Source organism: Shewanella sp. 4t3-1-2LB, from assembly GCF_017368415.1.
Lineage (GTDB): Bacteria > Pseudomonadota > Gammaproteobacteria > Enterobacterales > Shewanellaceae > Shewanella > Shewanella fodinae.
The window spans coordinates 22,492-44,447 of record NZ_JAFNJD010000022.1 but is presented as its reverse complement, the minus strand read 5'-3'; the positions used below and the strand labels follow the sequence as shown (position 1 = coordinate 44,447).

18 protein-coding genes are annotated in these 21,956 nt (G+C 48.6%); 10 read left to right on the top strand and 8 right to left on the bottom strand.

What is annotated here, in order from left to right:
- The first annotated feature begins 118 nt into the window (after positions 1-118).
- Both ltaE and J3L11_RS09720 read left to right on the top strand, forming a co-directional pair.
- Positions 119-1,135 carry a low-specificity L-threonine aldolase gene (gene ltaE, locus J3L11_RS09725; protein WP_207570865.1) on the top strand — a complete coding sequence of 339 codons (1,017 nt, stop codon included), beginning with the start codon at positions 119-121 and terminating at the stop codon, positions 1,133-1,135.
- A 219-nt stretch (positions 1,136-1,354) separates the two neighbouring features.
- Positions 1,355-1,723 carry a hotdog domain-containing protein gene (locus tag J3L11_RS09720; RefSeq protein ID WP_207570864.1) on the top strand — a complete coding sequence of 123 codons (369 nt, stop codon included), beginning with the start codon at positions 1,355-1,357 and terminating at the stop codon, positions 1,721-1,723.
- A gap of 232 nt (positions 1,724-1,955) precedes the next feature.
- On the opposite strand, the gene J3L11_RS09715 is transcribed toward J3L11_RS09720, so the two are convergent.
- Positions 1,956-2,213, bottom strand: a complete 258-nt coding sequence (locus J3L11_RS09715; RefSeq protein WP_189617111.1) for a YfhL family 4Fe-4S dicluster ferredoxin — start codon at positions 2,211-2,213, stop codon at positions 1,956-1,958.
- Between the two features lie 12 nt (positions 2,214-2,225).
- Positions 2,226-3,602 carry a tRNA 5-hydroxyuridine modification protein YegQ gene (gene yegQ, locus J3L11_RS09710; protein ID WP_207570863.1) on the bottom strand — a complete coding sequence of 459 codons (1,377 nt, stop codon included), beginning with the start codon at positions 3,600-3,602 and terminating at the stop codon, positions 2,226-2,228.
- 302 nt (positions 3,603-3,904) lie between these two features.
- Between yegQ and J3L11_RS09705 the strand changes: the two genes are divergently transcribed.
- A complete protein-coding gene (locus J3L11_RS09705; protein ID WP_189617109.1) occupies positions 3,905-4,747 on the top strand; it encodes an HDOD domain-containing protein in 843 nt (280 codons plus the stop codon).
- Between the two features lie 77 nt (positions 4,748-4,824).
- A complete protein-coding gene (locus J3L11_RS09700; protein ID WP_207570862.1) occupies positions 4,825-6,327 on the top strand; it encodes a bifunctional diguanylate cyclase/phosphodiesterase in 1,503 nt (500 codons plus the stop codon).
- Positions 6,328-6,461: 134 nt separating this feature from the next.
- Here J3L11_RS09700 and J3L11_RS09695 read toward each other — a convergent pair whose 3' ends face one another.
- From J3L11_RS09695 to ettA, 3 genes are all read right to left on the bottom strand, one after another.
- On the bottom strand, positions 6,462-9,569 hold the full coding sequence (locus J3L11_RS09695) for a multidrug efflux RND transporter permease subunit (protein WP_189617107.1): 3,108 nt from the start codon (positions 9,567-9,569) through the stop codon (positions 6,462-6,464).
- Positions 9,556-10,665, bottom strand: coding sequence for an efflux RND transporter periplasmic adaptor subunit (locus J3L11_RS09690; protein ID WP_207570861.1), 1,110 nt, complete (start codon positions 10,663-10,665; stop codon positions 9,556-9,558). Before J3L11_RS09690 ends, J3L11_RS09695 begins: the two co-directional genes overlap by 14 nt.
- Before the next feature lie 208 nt (positions 10,666-10,873).
- A complete protein-coding gene (ettA, locus tag J3L11_RS09685) occupies positions 10,874-12,541 on the bottom strand; it encodes an energy-dependent translational throttle protein EttA (protein WP_207570860.1) in 1,668 nt (555 codons plus the stop codon).
- 205 nt (positions 12,542-12,746) lie between these two features.
- On the opposite strand from ettA, the gene J3L11_RS09680 reads away from it, so the two are divergent.
- Positions 12,747-14,216, top strand: a complete 1,470-nt coding sequence (locus J3L11_RS09680; RefSeq protein WP_207570859.1) for a sensor domain-containing diguanylate cyclase — start codon at positions 12,747-12,749, stop codon at positions 14,214-14,216.
- A 49-nt stretch (positions 14,217-14,265) separates the two neighbouring features.
- On the opposite strand, the gene J3L11_RS09675 is transcribed toward J3L11_RS09680, so the two are convergent.
- Entirely contained in the window at positions 14,266-16,155 is a 1,890-nt protein-coding gene (locus tag J3L11_RS09675; RefSeq protein ID WP_347566508.1) for a peptidase M61, read from the bottom strand.
- A 391-nt stretch (positions 16,156-16,546) separates the two neighbouring features.
- Here J3L11_RS09675 and J3L11_RS09670 point away from each other — a divergent pair, with 391 nt between their 5' ends.
- On the top strand, positions 16,547-16,906 hold the full coding sequence (locus J3L11_RS09670) for a DOPA 4,5-dioxygenase family protein (RefSeq protein ID WP_189617103.1): 360 nt from the start codon (positions 16,547-16,549) through the stop codon (positions 16,904-16,906).
- Between the two features lie 7 nt (positions 16,907-16,913).
- Here the strand turns inward: J3L11_RS09670 and J3L11_RS09665 are convergent, their stop codons facing one another.
- Positions 16,914-17,477 carry a hypothetical protein gene (locus tag J3L11_RS09665; RefSeq protein ID WP_207570858.1) on the bottom strand — a complete coding sequence of 188 codons (564 nt, stop codon included), beginning with the start codon at positions 17,475-17,477 and terminating at the stop codon, positions 16,914-16,916.
- Between the two features lie 135 nt (positions 17,478-17,612).
- Entirely contained in the window at positions 17,613-18,683 is a 1,071-nt protein-coding gene (locus J3L11_RS09660; RefSeq protein WP_207570857.1) for an FAD:protein FMN transferase, read from the bottom strand.
- Positions 18,684-18,859: 176 nt separating this feature from the next.
- Between J3L11_RS09660 and lgt the strand changes: the two genes are divergently transcribed.
- The 4 genes from lgt (at position 18,860) to J3L11_RS09640 (ending at position 21,802) form a co-directional block, all read left to right on the top strand.
- On the top strand, positions 18,860-19,636 hold the full coding sequence (lgt, locus tag J3L11_RS09655) for a prolipoprotein diacylglyceryl transferase (RefSeq protein WP_207570856.1): 777 nt from the start codon (positions 18,860-18,862) through the stop codon (positions 19,634-19,636).
- 135 nt (positions 19,637-19,771) lie between these two features.
- Positions 19,772-20,335: a cytochrome b gene (locus tag J3L11_RS09650; protein WP_189617099.1), complete on the top strand. Its 564-nt coding sequence runs from the start codon at positions 19,772-19,774 to the stop codon at positions 20,333-20,335.
- A 158-nt stretch (positions 20,336-20,493) separates the two neighbouring features.
- Positions 20,494-21,258, top strand: coding sequence for a CPBP family intramembrane glutamic endopeptidase (locus tag J3L11_RS09645; RefSeq protein WP_207570854.1), 765 nt, complete (start codon positions 20,494-20,496; stop codon positions 21,256-21,258).
- 85 nt (positions 21,259-21,343) lie between these two features.
- Positions 21,344-21,802 carry a YaiI/YqxD family protein gene (locus J3L11_RS09640; protein WP_189617097.1) on the top strand — a complete coding sequence of 153 codons (459 nt, stop codon included), beginning with the start codon at positions 21,344-21,346 and terminating at the stop codon, positions 21,800-21,802.
- Positions 21,803-21,956: the final 154 nt, after the last annotated feature.

Sequence of the window (21,956 nt, the reverse complement as noted above, 5' to 3'; positions counted from 1 at the left end):
GATATTTTTGAATAGTAAATATTGGTGTATTCGCTCATGCAGTATTTATGGTTCCGTGCTGTACAGCTACTAAGTGGCAGCGTAAAGTTTAATCCCCCAGATTTTAGCGGATAAAGTGATGATTGATTTACGAAGTGACACGGTGACACAGCCTACGGCAGCAATGCGAGCAGCGATGGCTAGTGCAGTTGTTGGCGATGATGTCTATGGTGATGATCCGACCGTCAACCATTTGGAACAAATGGCGGCAGAGATGCTCGGTTTTGATGATGCCTTGTTTACGACTTCTGGCACCCAGGCAAATCTGTTGGCATTGATGTCACACTGTCATCGTGGTGATGAATATATTTGCGGGCAACAAGCACATAACTATAAATACGAAGCTGGTGGTGCGGCGGTATTAGGTAGCATCCAACCTCAGCCTATTGCTAACCAAGCCGATGGTAGTTTGCTGTTGGCTGACGTGAGTGCTGCCATCAAACCGGATGATTTCCATTTCGCGCGGACCCGCTTAATCAGTTTGGAGAACACGATTGGTGGCAAAGTGCTGCCACAACAGTATCTGGCTGATGCTCAGCAATTGGCGTTTTCAAAAGGGCTTAAAATCCATTTGGATGGAGCTCGCGTTGCTAACGCTGCAGTTGCTCAAGGACTGGCGATTGCCGATATTATGCAGTTCTTTGACTCCGCGACCCTGTGTTTGTCAAAAGGGCTGTGTGCCCCGGTGGGATCTCTGTTATTAGGGGATGAACACTTTATTCAACGCGCTCGGCGTTGGCGTAAAATGTTGGGTGGCGGTATGCGTCAGGCGGGCATTTTGGCGGCTGCCGGTGAACTAGCGTTGACTCAGCAGGTGGCGCGGTTGGCAGACGATCACGCCAATGCCCAGATACTGGCCGAAGGCTTATCGCAAATCGCGGAGTTAACTGTTGATCGGTCGCTGGTGCAAACCAACATGGTATTTGCCGAACTGGACAGCAAAGTAGATCCTCAATTACTGACAACAAAGCTGGCTGAAGCTGGGGTGCGGATCAGCGCCAGCAAATCATTGCGGTTGGTGACCCATAACGATATTGCTACCGCTGATATCTATAAAACCATTGCAGCCTTTAAACACTGCTTGGCACATGTTTAATCAGGCGTTAGGGGAGCGTCAATTGCTCCCTTTTTCTGTGAGCTTACATGACCGCTGTCAACAGCGCTGTTACGGTGCAGTCATTGACTAAAAATGGTGCATCAGTACACATTTTCTTTCATCTTTAAAATCCAACCATTTGAATCTTATCAATAAATAAAACTGGCGCTGTACTTGCTAACTCACTGATATATGTGTTTTAGAAAGGGACGCGTCAGTATGAAGTACTATAGTCGCCGCTTGATTAAGCATGAACATCTGAACCCGGCAGGCTCACTTTTCGGTGGTCAATTGCTCAGTTGGATCGATGAGGAAGCGGCCATCTTTGCCGGATGTCAGATGAAAAGTCGCAACCATGTCACCAAGTTGATATCTGAAATCAACTTTATGACAGCCGCAAAATTAGGGGATGTGATTGAGTTTGGTTTAGAACTGATAAGTATGGGCCACACCTCGATTACGGTGCGCTGTGAAGTGCGCAATAAGCAAACCCTGGCACCTATCGTTAGCATCGACAAGATGGTGTTTGTCAATGTCAACGAGGCAGGTCTGCCCGTTCCCCACGGTGCAACTGCCGACGCAGCTTAAGGTTAGCGTCAGTCTTATTGTATCTTTTGTTTTACTCATTTGACCGCATCGCGCGAGGCAAGACCAACGTCCCAGGTAACATCTCGCGCGGTGTGGCCAATCTCAGTCAGTCTTTGCGTTGCGGCTTGTGTGGCTGATATTCCTGTCTCGTTTTACGTGCGTTCGGCACAGACGATCAGTCACGGCAGAATTCTCAATAAGTGCTAATGTTCTTGATGCTTCTGACGACGGCTTAATCTTTTAGCTTGCCAGTCAATCGGGCATATTTCAGTAGCAGCTCATCGTGACTCTCTAGCCGTTGAGGGTCAACCTCAATGCAATCGATAGGACAGACGGAAACGCAGGTTGGTTTATCATAGTGACCAACACATTCGGTGCAGCGCTCGGGATCGATAAAGTAAATTTCTTCTCCCATGCTGATCGCCTGATTCGGGCATTCAGGCTCACACATATCACAGTTGATACAGGTGTCGTCTATCAGTAACGCCATGGTATGTCTCAGTTATTCGCTTTGGTGTGGATTGCGGGTGTCCTGACCTGTTGGCAGATTGCGCAGCAAAATACCATGCTCAAGAGCCACTTCCTGCGGTACTGGTAAGTAAACAGTATGGCCATTGCCTGGGCCGCAATCAATGGCTTCACCTTTGCGATTCCGCAGTGATTCAATGGTGAGGCTGATGTTACCTTGTGGTGTCATCAGTTCGACACTGTCACCGACACTGAATTTATTTTTCACTTCGATTTCGGCCAGCCCGTCAGCATTGCGTTTACCCGTCAGCTCTCCTACAAACTGCTGACTGTCGCTGACAGAGTAACCGTAATCATAATTCTGATATTCATCGTGTACGTGACGACGCAGGAAACCTTCGGTGTAGCCACGATGTGCCAATCCCTCCAGTTGCGTCATCAGACTGCGGTCAAAGGAATGACCAGCAGCGGCATCATTGATTGCCTGACGATAGAGCTGTGCGGTGCGGGCCACATAGTAAAATGATTTGGTACGGCCTTCGATTTTTAGAGAATCCACGCCCATGCGCGCTAGGCGTTCTACATGCTGTATGGCACGTAAATCTTTAGAATTCATGATGTAGGTGCCGTGTTCATCCTCAAACGCTGGCATGTATTCCCCGGGACGATTGCCTTCCTGTAACAGGAAGATTTTATCAGTTGCTGGACCTTCGCCGAGGGTCGGCTTTTCAATCTGAACCGCAGTGTCATTGACTGGATTAACGGCAATGATGTCACCTGAATCGTTTTGGGTGGCTTCATGAATATCGTACTTCCAGCGGCAGGCATTGGTGCAAGTGCCCTGGTTGGGGTCGCGTTTATTAATATAGCCGGAGAGCAGGCAACGCCCAGAATACGCCATACACAGCGCGCCATGGACAAACACTTCCAGTTCAATGTCCGGGCAGCGTTGGCGGATCTCTTCGATTTCGTCCAGTGACAGCTCGCGTGACAGAATTACCCGTTTAATTCCCTGGCTTTCCCAGAATTTGACTGAAGCCCAGTTAATCGCGTTCGCTTGCACCGACAGATGAACTACCTGCTCTGGAAATGCTTCGCGCACCATCATGATGAGGCCGGGATCAGACATGATTAATGCGTCTGGTTTCATGGAAACCACAGGTTCCATGTCTTTGATGTAGGTTTTCAACTTAGCGTTATGTGGGGCAATATTGCTGACCACATATAATTTTTTGCCAAGCTGATGAGCTTCATCGATGCCGGTGGCCAAGTTCTCCATATTGAAGTCATTGTTGCGTACCCTCAAGCTGTATCGCGGCTGGCCGGCATATACGGCATCGGCACCGTAGGCAAAGGCGTAGCGCATATTTTTCAATGTCCCGGCAGGGGACAACAGCTCTGGTTTGAACATAACTTACTCTCACTATTGGAAGTCCGGCAGCCACGAATGCGTGACAGGCGCCGCATTTTACTGAATATCAGCCTGTCGATGCAAATGAAAGACCGATTAATTTACTCTGGTTTTTTAGCCTAGGCTCTGACATAGAAAAAGGCGCTATTCCCGATAACATATCGGTGGATTCCCTGATTAGCTAAATCCTGTGGAAATACCGGCAGATATCACGGAACACCAGCGATATCTCCTCCCTGTCGCAATGGAAGCTGATATAATGAATCACATATTTTAAACATCAAGGTTACATTGGGGCGCGCATGTCAACAGAGCACCAGCTGTTGGTCAGTCTTCTGAAGAAGTTGAAATACGATACTCTGGTACTGCCAACCCTACCGGAAGTGGCAATTCGAGTGCAGGAAGTGATGAGCCGTCAGGATTCCAGTTTGAAGCAGATTGCCGAAGTTATCGGGCAGGATGCGGCGATTTCGGCTCGATTAATCAAGGTGGCCAATAGCGCCTTATATAGCCGTGGGGTTAAGGCTGAAAATATCAGCCAAGCGGTGACTCGTATCGGACTGGCACAGATTAAGTCCATTGTTACTTCTATTGCGATGGAGCAGTTGTTTATCTCCACCAACGAAATGGTGTGGGAGGTCATGGATGAAGTCTGGGGCACTTCAATTGAGGTGACCGCGGCGGCGGCCTCTATGTTGTTAATGTATAAAGCTCAGCACCCGGAAATCCAGCTCAACTATGATACGCTGACATTGGCCGGTCTGGTACACAATATCGGGGCGCTACCGGTGCTGACGGAAGCCGAGTCTCATCCTGAATTCTTTAGCAGCATCGGTCAATTACGCGCACTTGTGCGCAAATTGCAAGGGCCTATTGGCCGCGCGGTACTGAACAGCTGGTCGTTTACGCCAGAAGTCACCGAAGTCGTCGAACGCTGGGCGGATTTGCATTACTTACCGGAACAGGTCACTTATCTGGATTTTATCCGTGCTGCGGCATTTTATATCGGAGAGTTGCGTGCGGGGCCTGAGCTGCAACAACGGTTGGATGTGTTTATCAGCAAAGGGCTGCCGGTGACTCCTGATGACCTAGCAAGTGATGAATTTTTGGAACATTTCCACTCAATAAAAGCCAGTTACGATTAGCATTAAATCGGGTATGCTGCGAATACACCGTAATTCGAATCACACCGGACGGGTGTTTGGTGAGTTGGGGATAGCAGATGAATTTTGGGTTGATAGGATTGTTGACCATCAGTGTGCTGGCAGGAGCCATCATTTGGATACGTTATCACCGACTTAAGCAGTTTGTGGCACGGTTGGCAGACGATTTGCGGTTTCAGGTTGAGCAGCGTCAGCCTCTAGAGATCCTCTCCGTTCCTGAACGTGCCGTGCCGCTGTACCTCGCCATCAAATCCCTGTTGCGGCAACTCCCTTCTAACATTGGTCGGGATCCCTTGACCGGACTTCCTAATCGTCAATGGTTCAAACGTGCGATTACCCCGCTAATGCCGGTTACCAGCGGTACGCTGGTGATGTTGGATATTGACCGTTTCCGTCTAGTTAACGATTTGTTTGGTTTCAGCACCGGTGACGAATTACTGCAGGGCTATGCTGCCCGATTACGCCAGAGCCTGTCGCAACCACGTTTGGTGGCGCGCATGGACGGAGACGAATTTATACTTTTCTACGAGCAGCCTCTGGCAATTGAGGCGCTAAAGGGGTTACAGCTGGAGTTACAGCAGCCATATCTAGTAGACAAAACTCCTATAGGGATCAAGGTCAGAGTCGGTTATTTGCAACTGGAAGCACACCACGCCGATATCAGTTTGATGTTGAAAAGAGTGGATTTAGCCGTTAAAAAGGCGCGCGATAGCCGCAATGGCATTGCCGGTTATGAAACGGGGGATGACAGCTTGCATTTGCGCGAGATGCAGATCATTCATGGCTTACCTAAGGCTCTCCACAACAACCAACTGTACTTGGTTTATCAACCGAAAGAGAGCCTGCATTCCGGTAAATGTAAGCAAGTGGAAGCGCTGCTTCGCTGGGAACATCCACAGCTGGGTATTGTTCCACCGGCGGAATTTATTCCGCTGGCGGAGTGTGCGGGGATGATTTCATTGGTGAGTCATTGGGTACTGGAAAAGGTACTGCTGCAACAGCAGCAGTGGCGAGCTAATGGCGTCGAAATCAGAGTGGCAGTGAATCTCGCTGGCAGCGATTTTGAGCAGGATATTGTGACCTGTATTGAACGGAAGCTACAGCAGTACCAACTTCCGGGTGATGCATTGGCGTTGGAGATAACTGAAGGGGTGCTGATTGCCAATACTGGCGGTACCCGCGATAAGCTGCAACAGTTGCGGCAGATGGGTATTGAAGTTGCCATTGATGACTTCGGTACTGGGCACTCGTCGCTGGCGTATCTAAAAGATCTGCCGGTGGATGAAATCAAGATAGATAAAGCTTTTGTTGATGATTTACTGTTGGATTGCCGTGCTGAATATATCATGCAATCCACCATCAATTTGGCACACCATCTGGGCTTCCGGGTGACTGTTGAAGGGGTGGAAAATTCATCTCAGCGTGAAGCACTCAAAAAGATGGGCGCTGATTTGCTACAAGGCCAGTTATTTGCGCATCCGATGCGGGCCGCAGAGCTGGTTTACCATAGTCATCGGCTGAGCCTGGGCAATGGTCTGCCGTTAACCCATGCAATCAGTTAATGACGTTGGCCCGCGGCATCATTCAATCAACGCCGTTATCAACGGCAGAAAAGGTGTTTGCCAAATGACAATGCCAAAGGGACGCCCCACTGGGGCGTCCCTTTGGTTTGATATTGCTCAGTCTTCACTTGGGTTTAGGTATTCGGCTCGTTTTTCTGTTTTGCTAAGGCGTCGTTAAGTTGTGCCTCAACCCAACCGGGCGACTTAGTGTTATAGGACAGCAAGCGATACATAGCGGGGATCACCAATAGTGTCACAAAGGTAGCGAAAGCCATACCAAAGAAAACGACCGTCCCCACAGCTTGACGACTTTCTGCTCCAGCACCGCTGGAGAGGATCAATGGGATTGCTCCTACTAACGTGGTAAAAGCCGTCATTAGAATCGGCCGCAGTCGCCGCGCTGAAGCGTCAACAATCGCCTGTTCAAAGGCTAGACCCCGATCGCGTAACTGGTTGGCAAACTCCACAATCAGAATACCGTTTTTAGTCACCATGCCAATCAACATAATCATGCCAATCTGGCTGTAGATGTTCAGCCCTTGCTGTGTCAGCCATAACCCCAGGAAACCACCAAATACCCCCATGGGCACAGTGAACATCACCACCAGTGGATTGATAAAACTCTCAAACTGCGCCGCAAGAACCAGATAGGCGACCAACAATGCTAACCCGAACACTACCAATACACTGCTCTGGTTCTCCTTGAAATCTTTTGACTCGCCGGAATAGCTGATACTGATATCGCCAGGCAGTAGCTCTATTGCTTTATGATCCAGAAACATAAGCGCTTCGCCCAGGGTGTGACCCGTATTGAGGTTGGCACTAAGGGTGATGGATTTTTTCTTATCCGTGTGACTCAGACGTTGAGCCGATGCTTCCTCTTCAACATGTGCCACACTGTCCAGTGTCACCAATTGGCCTTTGGCGGTGCGTACGTAAATTTTGCTTAAGTCCGTCATGCTGTTGAAATGATTTTCGTCACCACGCAGATAAACATCATATTCTTCGCCACGTTCCACATAGGTGGTTTGGGTGCGTCCCCCCAGCATCACTTCGAGGGTGTCTGATACATCGGAGACGCTGATCCCCAGTTCGGCAGCTCGCTGGCGATTGACTGTGACTAAGAGTTCCGGGGTGGTTTCAGCGTAATCCAAATCAGCGCCATTCATGATGCCGCTATTGTTGGCCTGCTGTTGTAGCAGCTGCGCCCATTTGAACAGCTCTTTGTAATCTGAGCCACCAATGACGAATTTCACTGGTTCGCTGGAGCCGCCACGAAATCCGGGCAGCATGGGGCGCACCATGATATCGGGAATATCTTTCAATGCTTGCGTGACGATCCCTAGGATCTGTTGCGCATTCATCTGCCGCTGTCCCCAGTCTGGCAGGCGCATGATCACAAACCCTGTCTGGTCACCCGCGCGGCCACCAAATGCGGGCGCTTGGATGCTGAAGGATTTCAGCAGCCCCTGGTGTAACAGCGGCATCAACCGACTTTGTACAATATCCATGTTAGCGGACATGCGGTTGTAACTGGTACCTTCTGCCCCTTTGACAAAGGCATAAATCACTCCACGGTCTTCCATTGGAGCCAGTTGCGACGGCACTCTTTGCATCAACAGATAGCTGCCCGCAATACACGCCAGAATGACTAACGGCGCGGCCATCTTGTGCTGGATAGAGAATTGCACCGCACTGCGATAATAACGTTCGAGGTTAGCGAAGACGCAATCCAGCAACCGGTTCAGTGCATTGGGTTTTTCATTGGCTTTGAGCAGCTTGCTGGCTAATACCGGTGTCAGGGTCAAGGCCACAATGGATGAAAACACCACCGAAACTGCCAGCAGCACCGAGAATTCGGTAAACAACAGTCCTACCATCCCTTCCATAAAGGAGATTGGCAGAAATACCATTACCAGCACTGCAGTGGTGGCAATTACCGCAAAACCTACTTCGCGGGTGCCTTTATAAGCCGCAACCAATGGCGCTTCACCGCGTTCAATATGATGGAAAATATTCTCCACCACCACAATGGCATCATCCACCACCAGCCCAATTGCTAGGATCAGTGCCATTAACGTTAGCAAGTTGATGGAAAACCCCATGAAATACGCCACCATAAACGCGGAGATCAACGACACCGGTACGGTGACGGCGGGGATAAGTGTGGCGCGTACCTGTCCAATAAAGATATACAACACCAGTACCACCAACGCACCGGTGATATATAACGTGCTGTATACCTCATCAATGGCTTGGTCGATAAATACGGTAGCGTCGTAACCGATTTTCAGTTGTGTCCCTTTGGGAAGAAACTCTTGCAACTGCTTGACCTGCTGCGTCACAGCTTTGGCCACTTCCAACGGGTTGGCGTCTGACTGTGGAATGATCCCTAGGCTGATATTTGCGATGCCGTTACTCTTGTATGTCGAGTTTTCGTTTTGGGCGCCGATGTAGACATCGGCAATATCTTTCAAATAGATAGGTGTTCCGTCACTGGCTGTCCGTACCTGCAGATAATCAAAATCCTGAGGATGCAGATATAAACGTGCCGTACGCACTGTCATGGTGGTGGCATCGTTACGGATCTGGCCGCCGGGAGACTCCATGTTCTCGTTATTGAGCGCAGTAATCACATCATTGACGGTGATGCCACGGCCTGCCATCTCTTCGGGTTTGAGTTTTACGTACATCACCTGCGTGAGACCGCCGGAGATATTAATCGAGCTGACGCCACTGATCAGGTTGAACTTATCTTCCAATACCCGGCGCGAATAATCGGTCAGTTGGGTACGATCCATTTCTGTGGAACTCAAATCCACATAAATGGCCGGATCGCCGTTACCGTTATCTTTATAGACAATCGGGTCCAGCGCTTCTTCTGGTAAGCGCCGTTGTGCCCTAGCGACCGCGTCACGCACATCGCTGACACCCTCGGTGATATTCCAGCCAAGTTTGAAATTAACGGTGATGCGGGATGAGCCGTTACGACTGACGGAGGTGATCTGATCGATACCGCTGATGCCGGTCAACTGGTCTTCAATATTTTTGGTGACTTGGCTTTCCATGATGGAAGCGCTGGCACCTGTATACGTGGTGCGGATACTGACAACGGGTTTTTCCACATCCGGCATTTCGCGGACGGACAGTTTGCTGAAAGACACCAAACCAAAAACACACAGCAACAAGCTCAGTACAATAGCCACAATTGGGCGCTTTACCGAAACATCAGAGAGCAGCATTGCCTGGCTCCTGTTTCATGGTCTGGCTGGATTCTGGGTTCTCCGGTATGGTTTGCAGGAGTTTTACATGAACGCCATCGCGGATATTGACTAATCCCTGTACCACAATTTGATCACCCGCTTGCAACCCATCGGTAATCAAAACCAGATTGTCCACGCGGGCGCCCAGATGGACTTCTGTGCGGTGAGCTATCTGCTTATCATCGACTTTGTAGACAAAACGCTTGGTACCTGAATATTCCAGTGCTTGCACTGGGATCACTGGTTGGTGCACTGGCGGAAAGCTCATCACCGCTTCGAGCATCATGCCGGGCCGCAGTTTATTGTGTGGATTTTCAAACTGCACCCGCGTACGCACGTTAAGGGTCTCTTCATTGATGCGGGGGTCAATTGCGACGACCTTGCCTGGAAACTTTTCTCCCGGCCAGGCACCACTGGTGGCAGAAACTTCCATGCCTAGGCTTAACTGCGACAAATGGGCTTCTGGCACTTGCAGATCGAGTCGCAGTAGACTCAGATCATCTAGCGACAGCAAGGTATCGCCCTGACTCACCATCTTGCCACGACTGAAATCTACCAATCCCACAATGCCGTTGAACGGGGCTTTGATGTGATGATAAGACAGGTCTGCTTTGGCTGATGCTAGTCTGGCCGATGCAATGTCAACACTGGCGCGTTGGGCATCAATCTCGGTCTGGGTAATGGCATCACTGTGTGCCAGTTTTTCATATTCCCCCAACTTACGCTTTTCATCTGCCAGATAAGCGTCTGCTTCCATCACTGCGGCTGCGGCTTTGGCATCTTCTAACGCGACTAACAACTGACCTGCTACCACTTGTTGATTGGAACGTACGGCGATGGTTTCCACTTTGCCCGCTACTTGAGGCGCAATATATACCGAATGTTCCGCACTGAGCTTGCCCACCAGTTTGATGTCGGATGCCAACTCTTTATCAGCCACTTCGGCGGTGACTACCGGGATAGCCCTATCTTTTTCATTATGCGGTGCTGCTTGTTCTGGTGCTGATGTTTGCCAGCGATAAATGCCCGCGGCACACAAGCCGACTATCACGATAGTGAAGATAATTTTTTTCATAGGATCAGTACTGCTGCAGTTGTATATCCGCCCCCCGGATATTGGTAGCCATTTTAGGTGAGGGATGGTTAAAAACTAAGAGCTAGTGGGGGAAAAAGTGTAAACAAATACTCTGTGTTACTAACAGAATCGCAGCATTGCTATGTGTTGATAATGTGGCATATAAAAAAGGAGACATATGTCTCCTTTTTTACATTGAATGCGTGACTTACTTAGTCATGCGTTTGTATTTCAGTCGATGCGGTTCAATCACGTCCGCCCCAAAATTATCTTTCAGCCAGTTAGAATATTCGCTGTAGTTGCCTTCGTAGAAGTTCACTTTACCCTCATCACGGTAATCCAGAATATGGGTACAGATACGGTCGAGGAACCAGCGGTCGTGGGAAATTACCATGGCGCATCCAGGGAACTCCAGTAACGCCTCTTCCAGTGCGCGCAAGGTTTCCACATCCAGATCGTTGGTCGGTTCATCCAGCAGCAATACGTTACCGCCCGATTGCAGCAGCTTGGCCAGATGCACACGGTTGCGTTCGCCACCTGAAAGGGTGCCGATAACCTTTTGCTGATCGCCACCACGGAAGTTAAAGCGGCCAACATAGGCGCGGCTAGGGATTTCCAATCCGTTGATCCGCATGATGTCTTGTCCGCCAGAGATCTCCTGCCAGATAGTGTTTTTGGCGTTCATCGAATCACGGAACTGCTCAACCGATGCAATCTGTACGGTATCACCAATTTCCACTTCTCCTTTGTCTGGCGTTTCGGCACCGGTGAGCATTCTGAACAGAGTGGATTTACCGGCACCGTTAGGACCGATAATACCGACAATGGCACCTTTAGGGACAGTGAAAGACAGATCATCAATCAACACGCGATCGCCGTAGCTCTTGGTGAGATTACGGACTTCAATCACCTTATCCCCTAGACGTGGGCCTGGTGGAATAAACAGTTCGTTGGTTTCGTTACGGCGCTGGTATTCTTGGCTGTTCAGTTCTTCAAAGCGAGACAGACGCGCTTTGCCTTTTGACTGGCGGCCTTTGGCTCCCTGACGAACCCATTCCAGTTCTTTGGCAATAGTCCGCTGACGGGCATTTTCAGTTGCTGCTTCCTGTTGCAGCCGCTGATCTTTCTGCTCTAACCAAGAGGAGTAGTTACCCTGCCACGGGATACCTTCACCGCGGTCCAGTTCCAAGATCCAGCCTGCGGCGTTATCGAGGAAGTAACGGTCATGGGTGATGGCGACCACTGTCCCTGGATATTCGTGCAGGAACTGTTCCAGCCAAGCCACTGATTCAGCGTCCAGATGGTTGGTGGGTTCGTCCATTAGCAGCATTTCCGGTTTTTCCAGCAGTAGTCGACAGATGGCGACGCGACGGCGCTCACCACCGGAAAGCACTTCAATCTTGGCATCCCAATCTGGCAGGCGCAGCGCATCGGCGGCTCGTTCCAGAATGTTGTCCAGATTATGCGCATCATGTGCCTGGATGATCGCCTCCAGTTCGCCTTGTTCTTTGGCGAGTGCATCAAAATCGGCATCTGGTTCCGCATAAGCGGCATATACTTCATCCAGACGGGTCAGCGCATTTTTGGCTTCGCTTACGGCTTCTTCAATGGCTTCGCGCACGGTCTGCTGTGGATCTAACTGCGGTTCCTGTGGCAGATAACCGATTTTCAGCCCTGGCATAGGACGGGCTTCGCCGTCGAATTCCTTATCCACTCCTGCCATAATGCGCAGCAGTGAGGATTTACCAGAACCGTTAAGACCCAGAACACCGATTTTGGCACCGGGGAAGAAACTCAAAGAGATGTCCTTGAGAATTTGCTTCTTGGGTGGCACCACTTTGCCTACCCTGAGCATGCTGTATACAAACTGAGCCATAGTTACTCTCTGTGTTTTTGCTTGGCGGCAGTGTACTAAATTGCGGCGATTGCTGCCAATCCAGCCTTAATGGAAACGAGGACGTTTTTTCTGGGTATATTAGTAACAAATTGATAAAATTCGGGATGTTAATTTATTTTATCCCACCTTTAGTTTGTGCCGGTATCAGCGGTTTGATGCTGGTCGGTATACTGTGGAGCACTTTATGTTGAGAAGACACCAGCCACTGGCAAATGTTCGTAATAAGATGCTGTGGTTGTTCAGTGGCTTGTTGTTTTTAGTTTTTTTTGTGATGAGCTGGAGCAGCTACCATGTGGCGCAGAAGTCCATTTCGCGTCAAATTGAGCAGAATTCGCTGCCGCTTACCAGCGATAATGTTTACTCACAGATCCAACGGGATCTGGTACAGCCCATTTTTGTGGCAACGCTAATGGCGCATGACACCTTTGTCAGGGACTGGGCGCTACAACCTGCACCGCCAAAAGAACCCATGCAACGTTATCTGCAGGAAATAGACCGTCGTTTTGGCACCATTATCTCTTTCTTTGTGCTAGATAAAAGCCGTCGTTATTACCTGCCGGATACTGCAGATCACATTATTGATGAGCATAGTCATCGTTATGAATGGTATGAGCAAGTCAAGGCATTGCCACAATCCAAGCCTTATCTGGTGACGGTTGGCCCGGATGAACAACGTCCCGGTAAAATGGATATCTATATCGATCACCAAGTTTATGACTATCAACAGCAACTGATTGGGGTGACAGGTGTCGGCTTGTCAGTTGATAAAGTTGGCGAATTGATCAATCTCTACGAAAAACGTTATCAGCGCACCATCTATTTTGTCGACCAACAGGGAAAGGTGGTGTTACATGGTGAAAATTTCACTGGGGCAGCGACGTTGCAACAGATGCCAGGCATGCAACAAATAGCATTGCGTTTGTTATCCGCGCCGTCCGGCAGCTTTCATTACGTGCTTAGTGATGAAAAAGTCTATGTCAACGCACGCTTAGTGCCAGAATTTAACTGGTATTTAGTGGTTGAAGAACACGCATCACCCGCGCAGCAAGCGGTATTTCGCACTTTCATGATCAATCTCGCCATTGCCATAGTGATTACCTTGCTGGTGCTTGGACTCAGCTTGCTGACGCAGGGGCGTTATCAGCGCAAGCTAGCGGCTCAGGCGGCGTTAGACCCTTTGACTAAAGCGATGAATCGGCAGACTTGCGAGGAGTTTTACGAATTACTGCTAGAACAGTGCCGACACCAGCATCAGTCATTGTCGGTTCTGGTGTTCGATGTCGATTATTTCAAATCGGTGAATGACAAATATGGCCATGATATGGGAGACCTGGTGCTGAAACGTCTTGTCAAAGAGTTGCGCTCCCAAACCCGTTACGCCGATGCGGTATGCCGCTGGGGTGGCGAAGAGTTCGTGTTGTTACTAGGGAACTGTAACCGCGAGAAAGCGTGGAATCTAGCTGAACGTATGCGCCAGCGGGTTATGGCGCTAGATTTCAATGCGGGTACTGGTACTTTCCAGATCACCCTCAGTTGTGGTGTGGCAGAAGCAAGATTGGAAGAAGACCTCGCGGAGGTCGTTAAGCGGGCCGATGCGGCACTTTATCGTGCCAAGGACAGCGGCCGCAACCAAGTGTTGTATGCCGATGAGTAACTGTTCGCGCTAATAAAACGCCCGGAAAATCCGGGCGTTTTGCGCTAGTTTACAAGGCTTTTAATATTTCACTCAGATAGTCGGGTTGGCTTTCAATCCGTACCAGATGCGGGTACATCAGACCGCCGTGATAATTGATGCTGATGGTTTTATATTGATCAAACTCTTTAACCAGCAGTTCTACCGGCGCTTTGTTGGTTTTGGCTGCGGTAATGGCATCTTTTAGATATTCAGCCTTATAGGCTTCACCGTTGACGGCAATTAAGGTCATGCTAGGTGACAAGCCTGCATTAAACGCAGGACTATCCCATAACACGTCCTGCAATTTGCCGTCTTTATTGACAGAAAAACCCAAGGAATAGGTGAAGTCAAAGCGTTTAGCGCGATCTTCCATCGCTTTCACTGCTGCAGAGGGAGTGTCGTTATACTCCAACTTCCAGCCTTGATCTTTTAATGAGTCAGACAGATTAACATGGCCTTTCAGCCGCGCATTGATAAAACTGGCCCAGTCGTATTTCTGGATACCATCAAGCGTTGCCACAACATCATCAAACGTATAAGTGTTGATATCCCAGGCACCTGGATGCACACCAAAGAAGGCTTTGGCAAAATCATTAAGGGATTTTTTATCACCAGAGAGATTACGTAATTTGGCATCGACGGCGTACCAAATCAGCTGTCCTCCTTGGTAATAATCCTCACTCATCTGATAGTTGCGAAATGCCAGTGGTGATCGCTGGGCAATGGTCGGATCGTTAGTAGTATCCAGAATGGTACGCCATTTCATGCCAGGACGGCCTTTATCATATGTCGCACCGAGCAGTGCTAGCATATCCATGGCATTTTCTTGGCTCCACAGGCCGGAACGTGCGGCTACAATGTAACCCCAAAACTGTGTCTGCCCTTCGTAAACCCACAGCCCCTGATCTTGCTTCACTTGGTTGTAGGTCGGTGTCCACAACTCGGCCGGACGGCGGTATTTGCCATCCCAAGAGTGGTTGAACTCATGTGCCAGCAGATCGCGACCTAACCAGGATTTATCCCACTTAGTAAAGTAATCTTGCTTGCCACTGTTTTCGCTGGAACGATGATGCTCCAAGCCGATACCACCGAGCTTGTCAGTTAGTGCCAGCAAAAAGTCATAATGGTTGTAGTGGTGGGCGCCATAGAGCTTATACATCTGTTGTACCAGTGCTTTGTGCGCCTTGAGACCTTCGTCGCTGATTTCTAGATCTTTGGCCTTATCGGCAAACACGTTCAGATGTACCGGAGTGTCAGCACCGGGATCGAGATCCACCCGCTTATAATACTTACCAGCAAACATAGGGGAATCGACCAGATTTTCAAAATCGATGGTCTTAAAGCAGTAGCTGCTGTCTTTATGATGACTATCTTCCAGTGCGGTGGCATAGTGCCAGTCTTGTGGCAGTGTGACACAGGAATCTACCTTAATTTGCCGGGTGTAATAGCCCGCCGGATACAGGGCGACAGTATTCCATTGCAGGTTAAGCATTTCCGGGGTCATCACCACCCGACCTTGGCTACGGTCCTGGGGTGACAAAAATTTAAAACTCACTTCTACACTGTCAGCGCCTTTGGGGACATCAACATGAAATGCATACACATTTCCTGGGTCACGTTCCCAAGACAGCGGCTTACCATTAGCCTTAAATTCAAAACCGGCAACTTTATCAATGGGGCCGGTAGGTGAATGGTGACCAGGGATCCACGACGGATACAGTAACGTTAATGGCCCAGGTTTGGCGGGGATCACTTCGCTGATATTAAAAATGCGGTGTGACAGGTCGGTGGCGTCCACCTTGAGTTTAAGGGTACCAGGGTAGGCTTGATCCACTGGTGCCGGAATATCGGCAAAAGCAGACCCGGCCGCACCCATTAGCACGCTGAGAACAGCGGCCTTGACGGCAGAGTTATTCACTGGGAGCTCCTTTCTTCTTGTTGTCGGGCGCTCATTTCGGCGCCTCTTTTCAGTGCCGGTGTCCGGCAAAAAAATTATTGTTAGTTCCGGCGCTGTGGCTGGATTTTGACCTTTATTATTGAGGGTCGTTGGTATCGACGCCAGTATCAGCGGCAACTGATACAACATACACGGCGGAAAAACGCTTTTAAAGGCACAAACCGGACGCTAGGCAGGCTTAAGTGTTGCTGTTTGTTTCAAAAATCTAGTAGGTGGTGTGATTTGCCACCGCAAAATCGATAACTATCAGCATGCTTTATCGTAAAAATTGCGCTTTAATCTGTTAAAGCGCCTGAATAATTTTGTACAAGCGTGGTCGTGGGCAGCGCAATTCTTGCTGCAAGGAGCCGTTATGACAATTCCAGCGAACGAGTTTGCACATTATCATGCTCATTTATATTTCGATGAAACGACACAGGAGTTTGCGGCCGAACTGCGTTATACCATCAGTCATGAATTGGGCTTACCGGTTGGTCCGTTTAATACCCGTTTGGTGGGACCGCATTTGTGTTGGAGTTTTGAAACCGCATTTACCCAGGCTGAATTTCCTCAGTTTGTCCCCTGGATGGATCGGCATCGCAGAGGACTTTCGGTAATGATCCATGCGGTGACCGGCGCACATTATCATGATCATACCCAGCACATCTTCTGGCTGGGGAACCCTAAGCCACTAAATCTCAACGTGTTTAATCCAAGTGTTGCTGCGGATTAAGGGTAGTTTACAGTTGTTTAAGATTGATAGCATTGGCCAACTGTTCAATAACGGACTGCGCCGCGGTGTCGCCTCTAAGGGTTATCATGGCGTTACTGTGGGTGACAAACTGCAGTTCAAATTGATCGCCTTCAGTTTTTTGTACCGCGTTTAATCCCTGCACTTTTACCAGCTTGCCGCCTGACATGACGATCACCGAAGGATTACTCAGCATCGCGGTAAACGCCTGCAACATGGGCGAATCTAGCAGTATCTCAATATCAACGCTGTGCTGATCGTTATAGTAATTGCGTGACACACTAATGCCACCACCCAACACCGCACTAGCGGCAACATTAGTGTCAGCATCCCGTGCTTGCCAGCCAGTGGGAGCATCGGGAAATGCTTTGACGACTTCAGCCGCTTTTTGCTGCCGTATCAGCGTTGCCGCATAATCAAGTTGGGCGGCGGCTTGGGATAATTCTCCGGCCTGATAGTGTTTTGAAGCATTGTTGATAGCATCGGTGACATCATTCGCCTCGACAGCAAAACAGCTGAGTGTCAGGAACGCCAGGGCTGCAAGTCTGAACATTTTCATTCCTTTGATTGATAAATAACCATCGCCAGTATAGCTAGCCATTTCACACCTTGCTAGTGCCTATCTTGGTTTCGTTCCATGATCAAAATACAGTGACGAAATTTTTTTAATTATTTGAAAATAATCAGCTTAATTCTCAAATTTGACACGCTTGCTAGCCGTTAGAGCAGCACTTTTGCTATTGTGAAAGGCGTCTTTATCATGCTCAATAAAGAACACTTCCAATTGTTGTGCTTTGGCAACTTGCTGACCAGCATTCGGCCCCAGACACAACATGGCGGTGGCCCAGGCATCGCTGACTCTAGCGTCCGTCCCAAAAACGGAGGCGGATACCAGATTGTGGGTGACAGGCGCTCCGGTGCGGGGATCCAGAATATGGGAGTATTCTTTGCCGTTTTCGTCAAAGTGATGTCGATAAGTTCCAGAAGTGTCTAAGGTCACTCCATTTTCATCATTGATGGTGATGATACTGTAGGGTTGTCGTTCATCATCTTGTTTGTCGGGGCGATCAATCGCTATGCGCCACTTTTTACCGTCCGGTTTATGCCCGCGAATTTTCATATCTCCGCCAAATTCCACCAGATAGTTGGTGATGTGATGCTTTTCCAACACGGCGGCGAGTTTGCTGATGCTGTAGCCTTCTCCCATAGAGGAAAAGTTTAACTGCAGCCCTGGCAAGGTTTTACGGATACGTTGACCGGTATGATCAATTTCTATCTTGTCCATGCCAATGTCGGCTTTGATGGACGCAATTTCAGCGGCTGTAGGCAGATTGAATTCATCTTTCTGAAAACCCCACAGGTTGAATAATGGGCCGATCGTTGGGTCATAACAACCGCCGGTTTTATGATTGATATCCTTGGCAATCTCTATCAACTGAATAAAGTCGGCTGACGCTGGCTGCCAGTCGGTTGAGCTGCTGTGATTGAGTTTGGAAATATAGGAGTCATCCCGATAGGTGGATAGCTCTGCATCAATCTGTGCCAATGTGGCATTAAACGCTTGCTCAATATCTTGCGTTGGCACCATTTTTTCGGACCACCAACTGATGTGATAAGTCGTGCCCTGCGCGTATCCTTCTATTTTTTGTAGTTGTGGTGATGCAGAATAGTGCCGCAAGCCAAAGATAATGGCGATGCAGACCAGCAGGGATAGTAGGATTTTTAAAGGAGAAAGTCGCGGTTGTCCAGAAGTTGACACTGTGAAGCCCTGTGGCATAACAAGAGTGGCCCAAGTCTATCATTCGCATTTGGCCGACTCCAGCATCAGTCCCGTGCCGACGGGAACGCGCTAAGTTTATGAAATTTTTCACGAGGTGTGCCAGTGTCCCGTGAAGAGTGTTACGCTTCGCGGCAAAGCATTTTGATGGAGCGACAATGATCGACTGGAATCTCAATCCGATATTGGTACATTTTGGACCCATTGCAGTGCATTGGTATGGACTGTTTTTTGTTGGGGGATTTTTGTTGGGTTATCGCCTGATGCAGTGGATTTGTGTTCGAGAAGGTTTCGACACTGAGCCCCTTGATAATCTCCTGTTGTATATTTTTGCCGGAGCCATCATCGGTGCGCGGTTGGGCCATGTGATCTTTTATGATCCGGCTTTCTATTTTGCACACCCAATAGAGATCTTGAAAATCTGGCGTGGTGGTTTGGCTAGTCACGGCGGCACTGTGGGGGTCATTTTGGCGATTTGGTTATTTGTGCGAAAAAATTCCCAAATTGATTTGCTGTGGTTATTGGACCGATTGGTGGTGCCTACGGCGCTTACCGCTTGTTTTATCCGCCTTGGTAATTTTATGAATTCAGAGATCGTGGGATTGCCAACTCATGGTCACTGGGGCGTTGTGTTTGAAAGGATCGATAATTTGCCAAGACACCCGGTGCAGCTTTATGAAGCCGCTAGCTACCTGTTGATTTTTATCTTGTTGCTAATACTTTATCGTCGTAATGGTTTTCCAAAACGTGGCTTCAGTTTCGGCATTTTTATGGTGTTGGTTTTCGGTAGCCGTTTCCTCTTGGAATATGTTAAAACGCCGCAGGCAGCCTATGCTGCGGATTGGATGAGTGTCGGTCAGTGGCTGAGTATTCCGTTTATTCTATTAGGCGGGATATTCATCTGGCGTAGTTATCGACAGCCGATGCTTAGGTGAACTCGATAGGGTTTCTTTATTAGGATACATTGAAATTATCGAAAATATGCATTAATTGCTGCGATTTATTGGCATTTTAATTGTTAAAAAAGAGTTTATTATCAGCATTAGCTAATAACTTATAGAGAACACCTCATGGCAACTCAAAACAGATCATATACTGGAACTGCCAAAGCGCTGCATTGGGCGATGGCAATTGTAATTTTAACGGCTATGGCAATCGGCGCCTATTCAGGGCTGTTTTTGTCATATGGTATTGATGCGGCGCACGATCTGCAAAAAAGTGACACCATCACCTTGCATAAGTCGATTGCTACCATCAGCTTATTCTTGATTGTGCTGCGTATCATTTGGCGCGTGACTCATCGGCCGCCAGCGCTGACAGGTATGAGCCCAATGATGATAAAGGCCGCGCATGCCGGGCATCATCTGTTGTATCTGCTGATGGTATTAGTGCCGGTTGTTGGCTGGGCATATAGTTCTGCCGCAGGTTATCCTATTCCGGTGGCTGGTCTGTTCACCATTCCACCATTACTGCCTAAATCCCCAGATTTGGTGCCATACATTTCTACCATTCACAGTGTGTTAGCATATACCTTGTTGGTAGTGATTGTGGGTCACGTAGGCTTTGCGCTGAAACATTACTTTATTGATAAAGATGACACCTTGCAGTCGATGCTGCCGGGTCATAAGCAATAACTGGTTGCAAGCCTATATCAATATAGCCACAGATAGCTTGCTGTCGGTGGCTATTTTTTTAGGTGTTTTAAGACATAATATGTCAAATAAATCTTGCATCTAGTGCCGAATTCGCTAAGGTAGGTTGTATTGTTGACATAATATGTCTTGGTTAAGGAATGACATCGAAATATTATTTTAACTGGCCTTTGTTATGGTTGCTGTTTGTACTAGGTATTAGCGGTCAGTTATCGCTGCTACCAGTGCTCAATACATTGTTGTCTGCGGTGGTAGCTCCTTTGCCATTACCACAGTGGTCATTAATACTGCTGTCTATCTTGCAAACGACCGTGATATTGCTTTGTGCACTCATGCTAGGCAATTGGTGTAGTGTCAGAGTGGACTTGGGCGCTCCATTATTCGCGGCGTGGTTGGCGCGGAAGCCTATTCGATGGCGAGATGTGCAGGATCCATTACTGATGGCGGGACTGGTTGCCATCCTCTGTAGTATTTTGTTGTTATGTTTACAGCAGGTCGCTATTCCACGATTACCGGCAGATTTTATTGCCAACAGTAGTAAGTTGGATTTGCCACTTTACAGTCGGCTGCTGTATGGCGGCCTAACGGAAGAATTACTTGTCCGTTGGGGGGCCATGTCATTTTTGTTGTGGCTGTTTTATCGTATTTTTTGTCGCGGTAACTTGGCTCCCCCACGTACGTATATTTGGTTAAGTATTGTCTTATCTGCATTGCTTTTCGGTTTAGGGCATCTGCCTGCTGCATTAATGTTAACCACCTCTGCCAATTCATTTCTGTTCATTTACCTGTTGTTGGGCAATGGTATCTTCGGTGTTGCTGCTGGCTGGTTGTTCTGGCGTTATGGCTTGGAGGCGGCGATGTTGGCACACATGCTGATTCATCTGATGCTATATATGGCTAACTAACAGCCGTAAACTTAGGTGTATAGGTTATTGTGGGTCATTAAGGTAAAATTTCAAATATATTCAACATATTCCTGGTTCGAGTACTATGAAAATTTGGGTTGATGCTGACGCCTGTCCAGCAGTGATTAAAGAGGTACTGTATCGTGCCGCGGAGCGTTGTCAGGTGGCTGTGACATTGGTGGCAAATCAACCGCTACGAATACCAAAGTCTGCGTTTATCAACACATTACAAGTGATGAAAGGCTTTGATGTGGCGGATAATGAAATCGTAGCGCGAGTGGCCGCGGGCGATCTGGTGATCACCTCGGACATCCCATTGGCAGCCGACGTGTTGCAAAAAGGCGGCAGAGCATTGAGTCCGAGGGGGGACGCTTTTACCGCTGACAATATTCGGGCGCGTCTGACCATGCGTGATTTTATGGACACGTTACGTGCCAGTGGTATCGAGTCTGGTGGGCCTGCGGCACTGAACCAGGCAGACCGTCAAGCCTTTGCTAATGCGTTGGATAAGCTACTGGCGCAATATCAGAAATCCCGAAATTGATTTTGCGTTATTGTTTTTTGCATTTTGTATTAATCGTCTCGCGATACGCATCAGTCGAATCACTTAATGCTGGAATTTGAATTTAATTTATTGAGTTTTAATGATTTTTTGTTGTTTCAGTTGAGGAATGTTCTTCGACTCCGCACAAGGCTGT

Coding starts and splice junctions, on each gene's coding strand:
- ltaE (WP_207570865.1), top strand. CDS start 119: ATGATTGATTTACGAAGTGACACGGTGACACAGCCTACGGCAGCAATG.
- J3L11_RS09720 (WP_207570864.1), top strand. CDS start 1,355: ATGAAGTACTATAGTCGCCGCTTGATTAAGCATGAACATCTGAACCCG.
- J3L11_RS09715 (WP_189617111.1), bottom strand. CDS start 2,213: ATGGCGTTACTGATAGACGACACCTGTATCAACTGTGATATGTGTGAG.
- yegQ (WP_207570863.1), bottom strand. CDS start 3,602: ATGTTCAAACCAGAGCTGTTGTCCCCTGCCGGGACATTGAAAAATATG.
- J3L11_RS09705 (WP_189617109.1), top strand. CDS start 3,905: ATGTCAACAGAGCACCAGCTGTTGGTCAGTCTTCTGAAGAAGTTGAAA.
- J3L11_RS09700 (WP_207570862.1), top strand. CDS start 4,825: ATGAATTTTGGGTTGATAGGATTGTTGACCATCAGTGTGCTGGCAGGA.
- J3L11_RS09695 (WP_189617107.1), bottom strand. CDS start 9,569: ATGCTGCTCTCTGATGTTTCGGTAAAGCGCCCAATTGTGGCTATTGTA.
- J3L11_RS09690 (WP_207570861.1), bottom strand. CDS start 10,665: ATGAAAAAAATTATCTTCACTATCGTGATAGTCGGCTTGTGTGCCGCG.
- ettA (WP_207570860.1), bottom strand. CDS start 12,541: ATGGCTCAGTTTGTATACAGCATGCTCAGGGTAGGCAAAGTGGTGCCA.
- J3L11_RS09680 (WP_207570859.1), top strand. CDS start 12,747: ATGTTGAGAAGACACCAGCCACTGGCAAATGTTCGTAATAAGATGCTG.
- J3L11_RS09670 (WP_189617103.1), top strand. CDS start 16,547: ATGACAATTCCAGCGAACGAGTTTGCACATTATCATGCTCATTTATAT.
- J3L11_RS09665 (WP_207570858.1), bottom strand. CDS start 17,477: ATGTTCAGACTTGCAGCCCTGGCGTTCCTGACACTCAGCTGTTTTGCT.
- lgt (WP_207570856.1), top strand. CDS start 18,860: ATGATCGACTGGAATCTCAATCCGATATTGGTACATTTTGGACCCATT.
- J3L11_RS09650 (WP_189617099.1), top strand. CDS start 19,772: ATGGCAACTCAAAACAGATCATATACTGGAACTGCCAAAGCGCTGCAT.
- J3L11_RS09645 (WP_207570854.1), top strand. CDS start 20,494: ATGACATCGAAATATTATTTTAACTGGCCTTTGTTATGGTTGCTGTTT.
- J3L11_RS09640 (WP_189617097.1), top strand. CDS start 21,344: ATGAAAATTTGGGTTGATGCTGACGCCTGTCCAGCAGTGATTAAAGAG.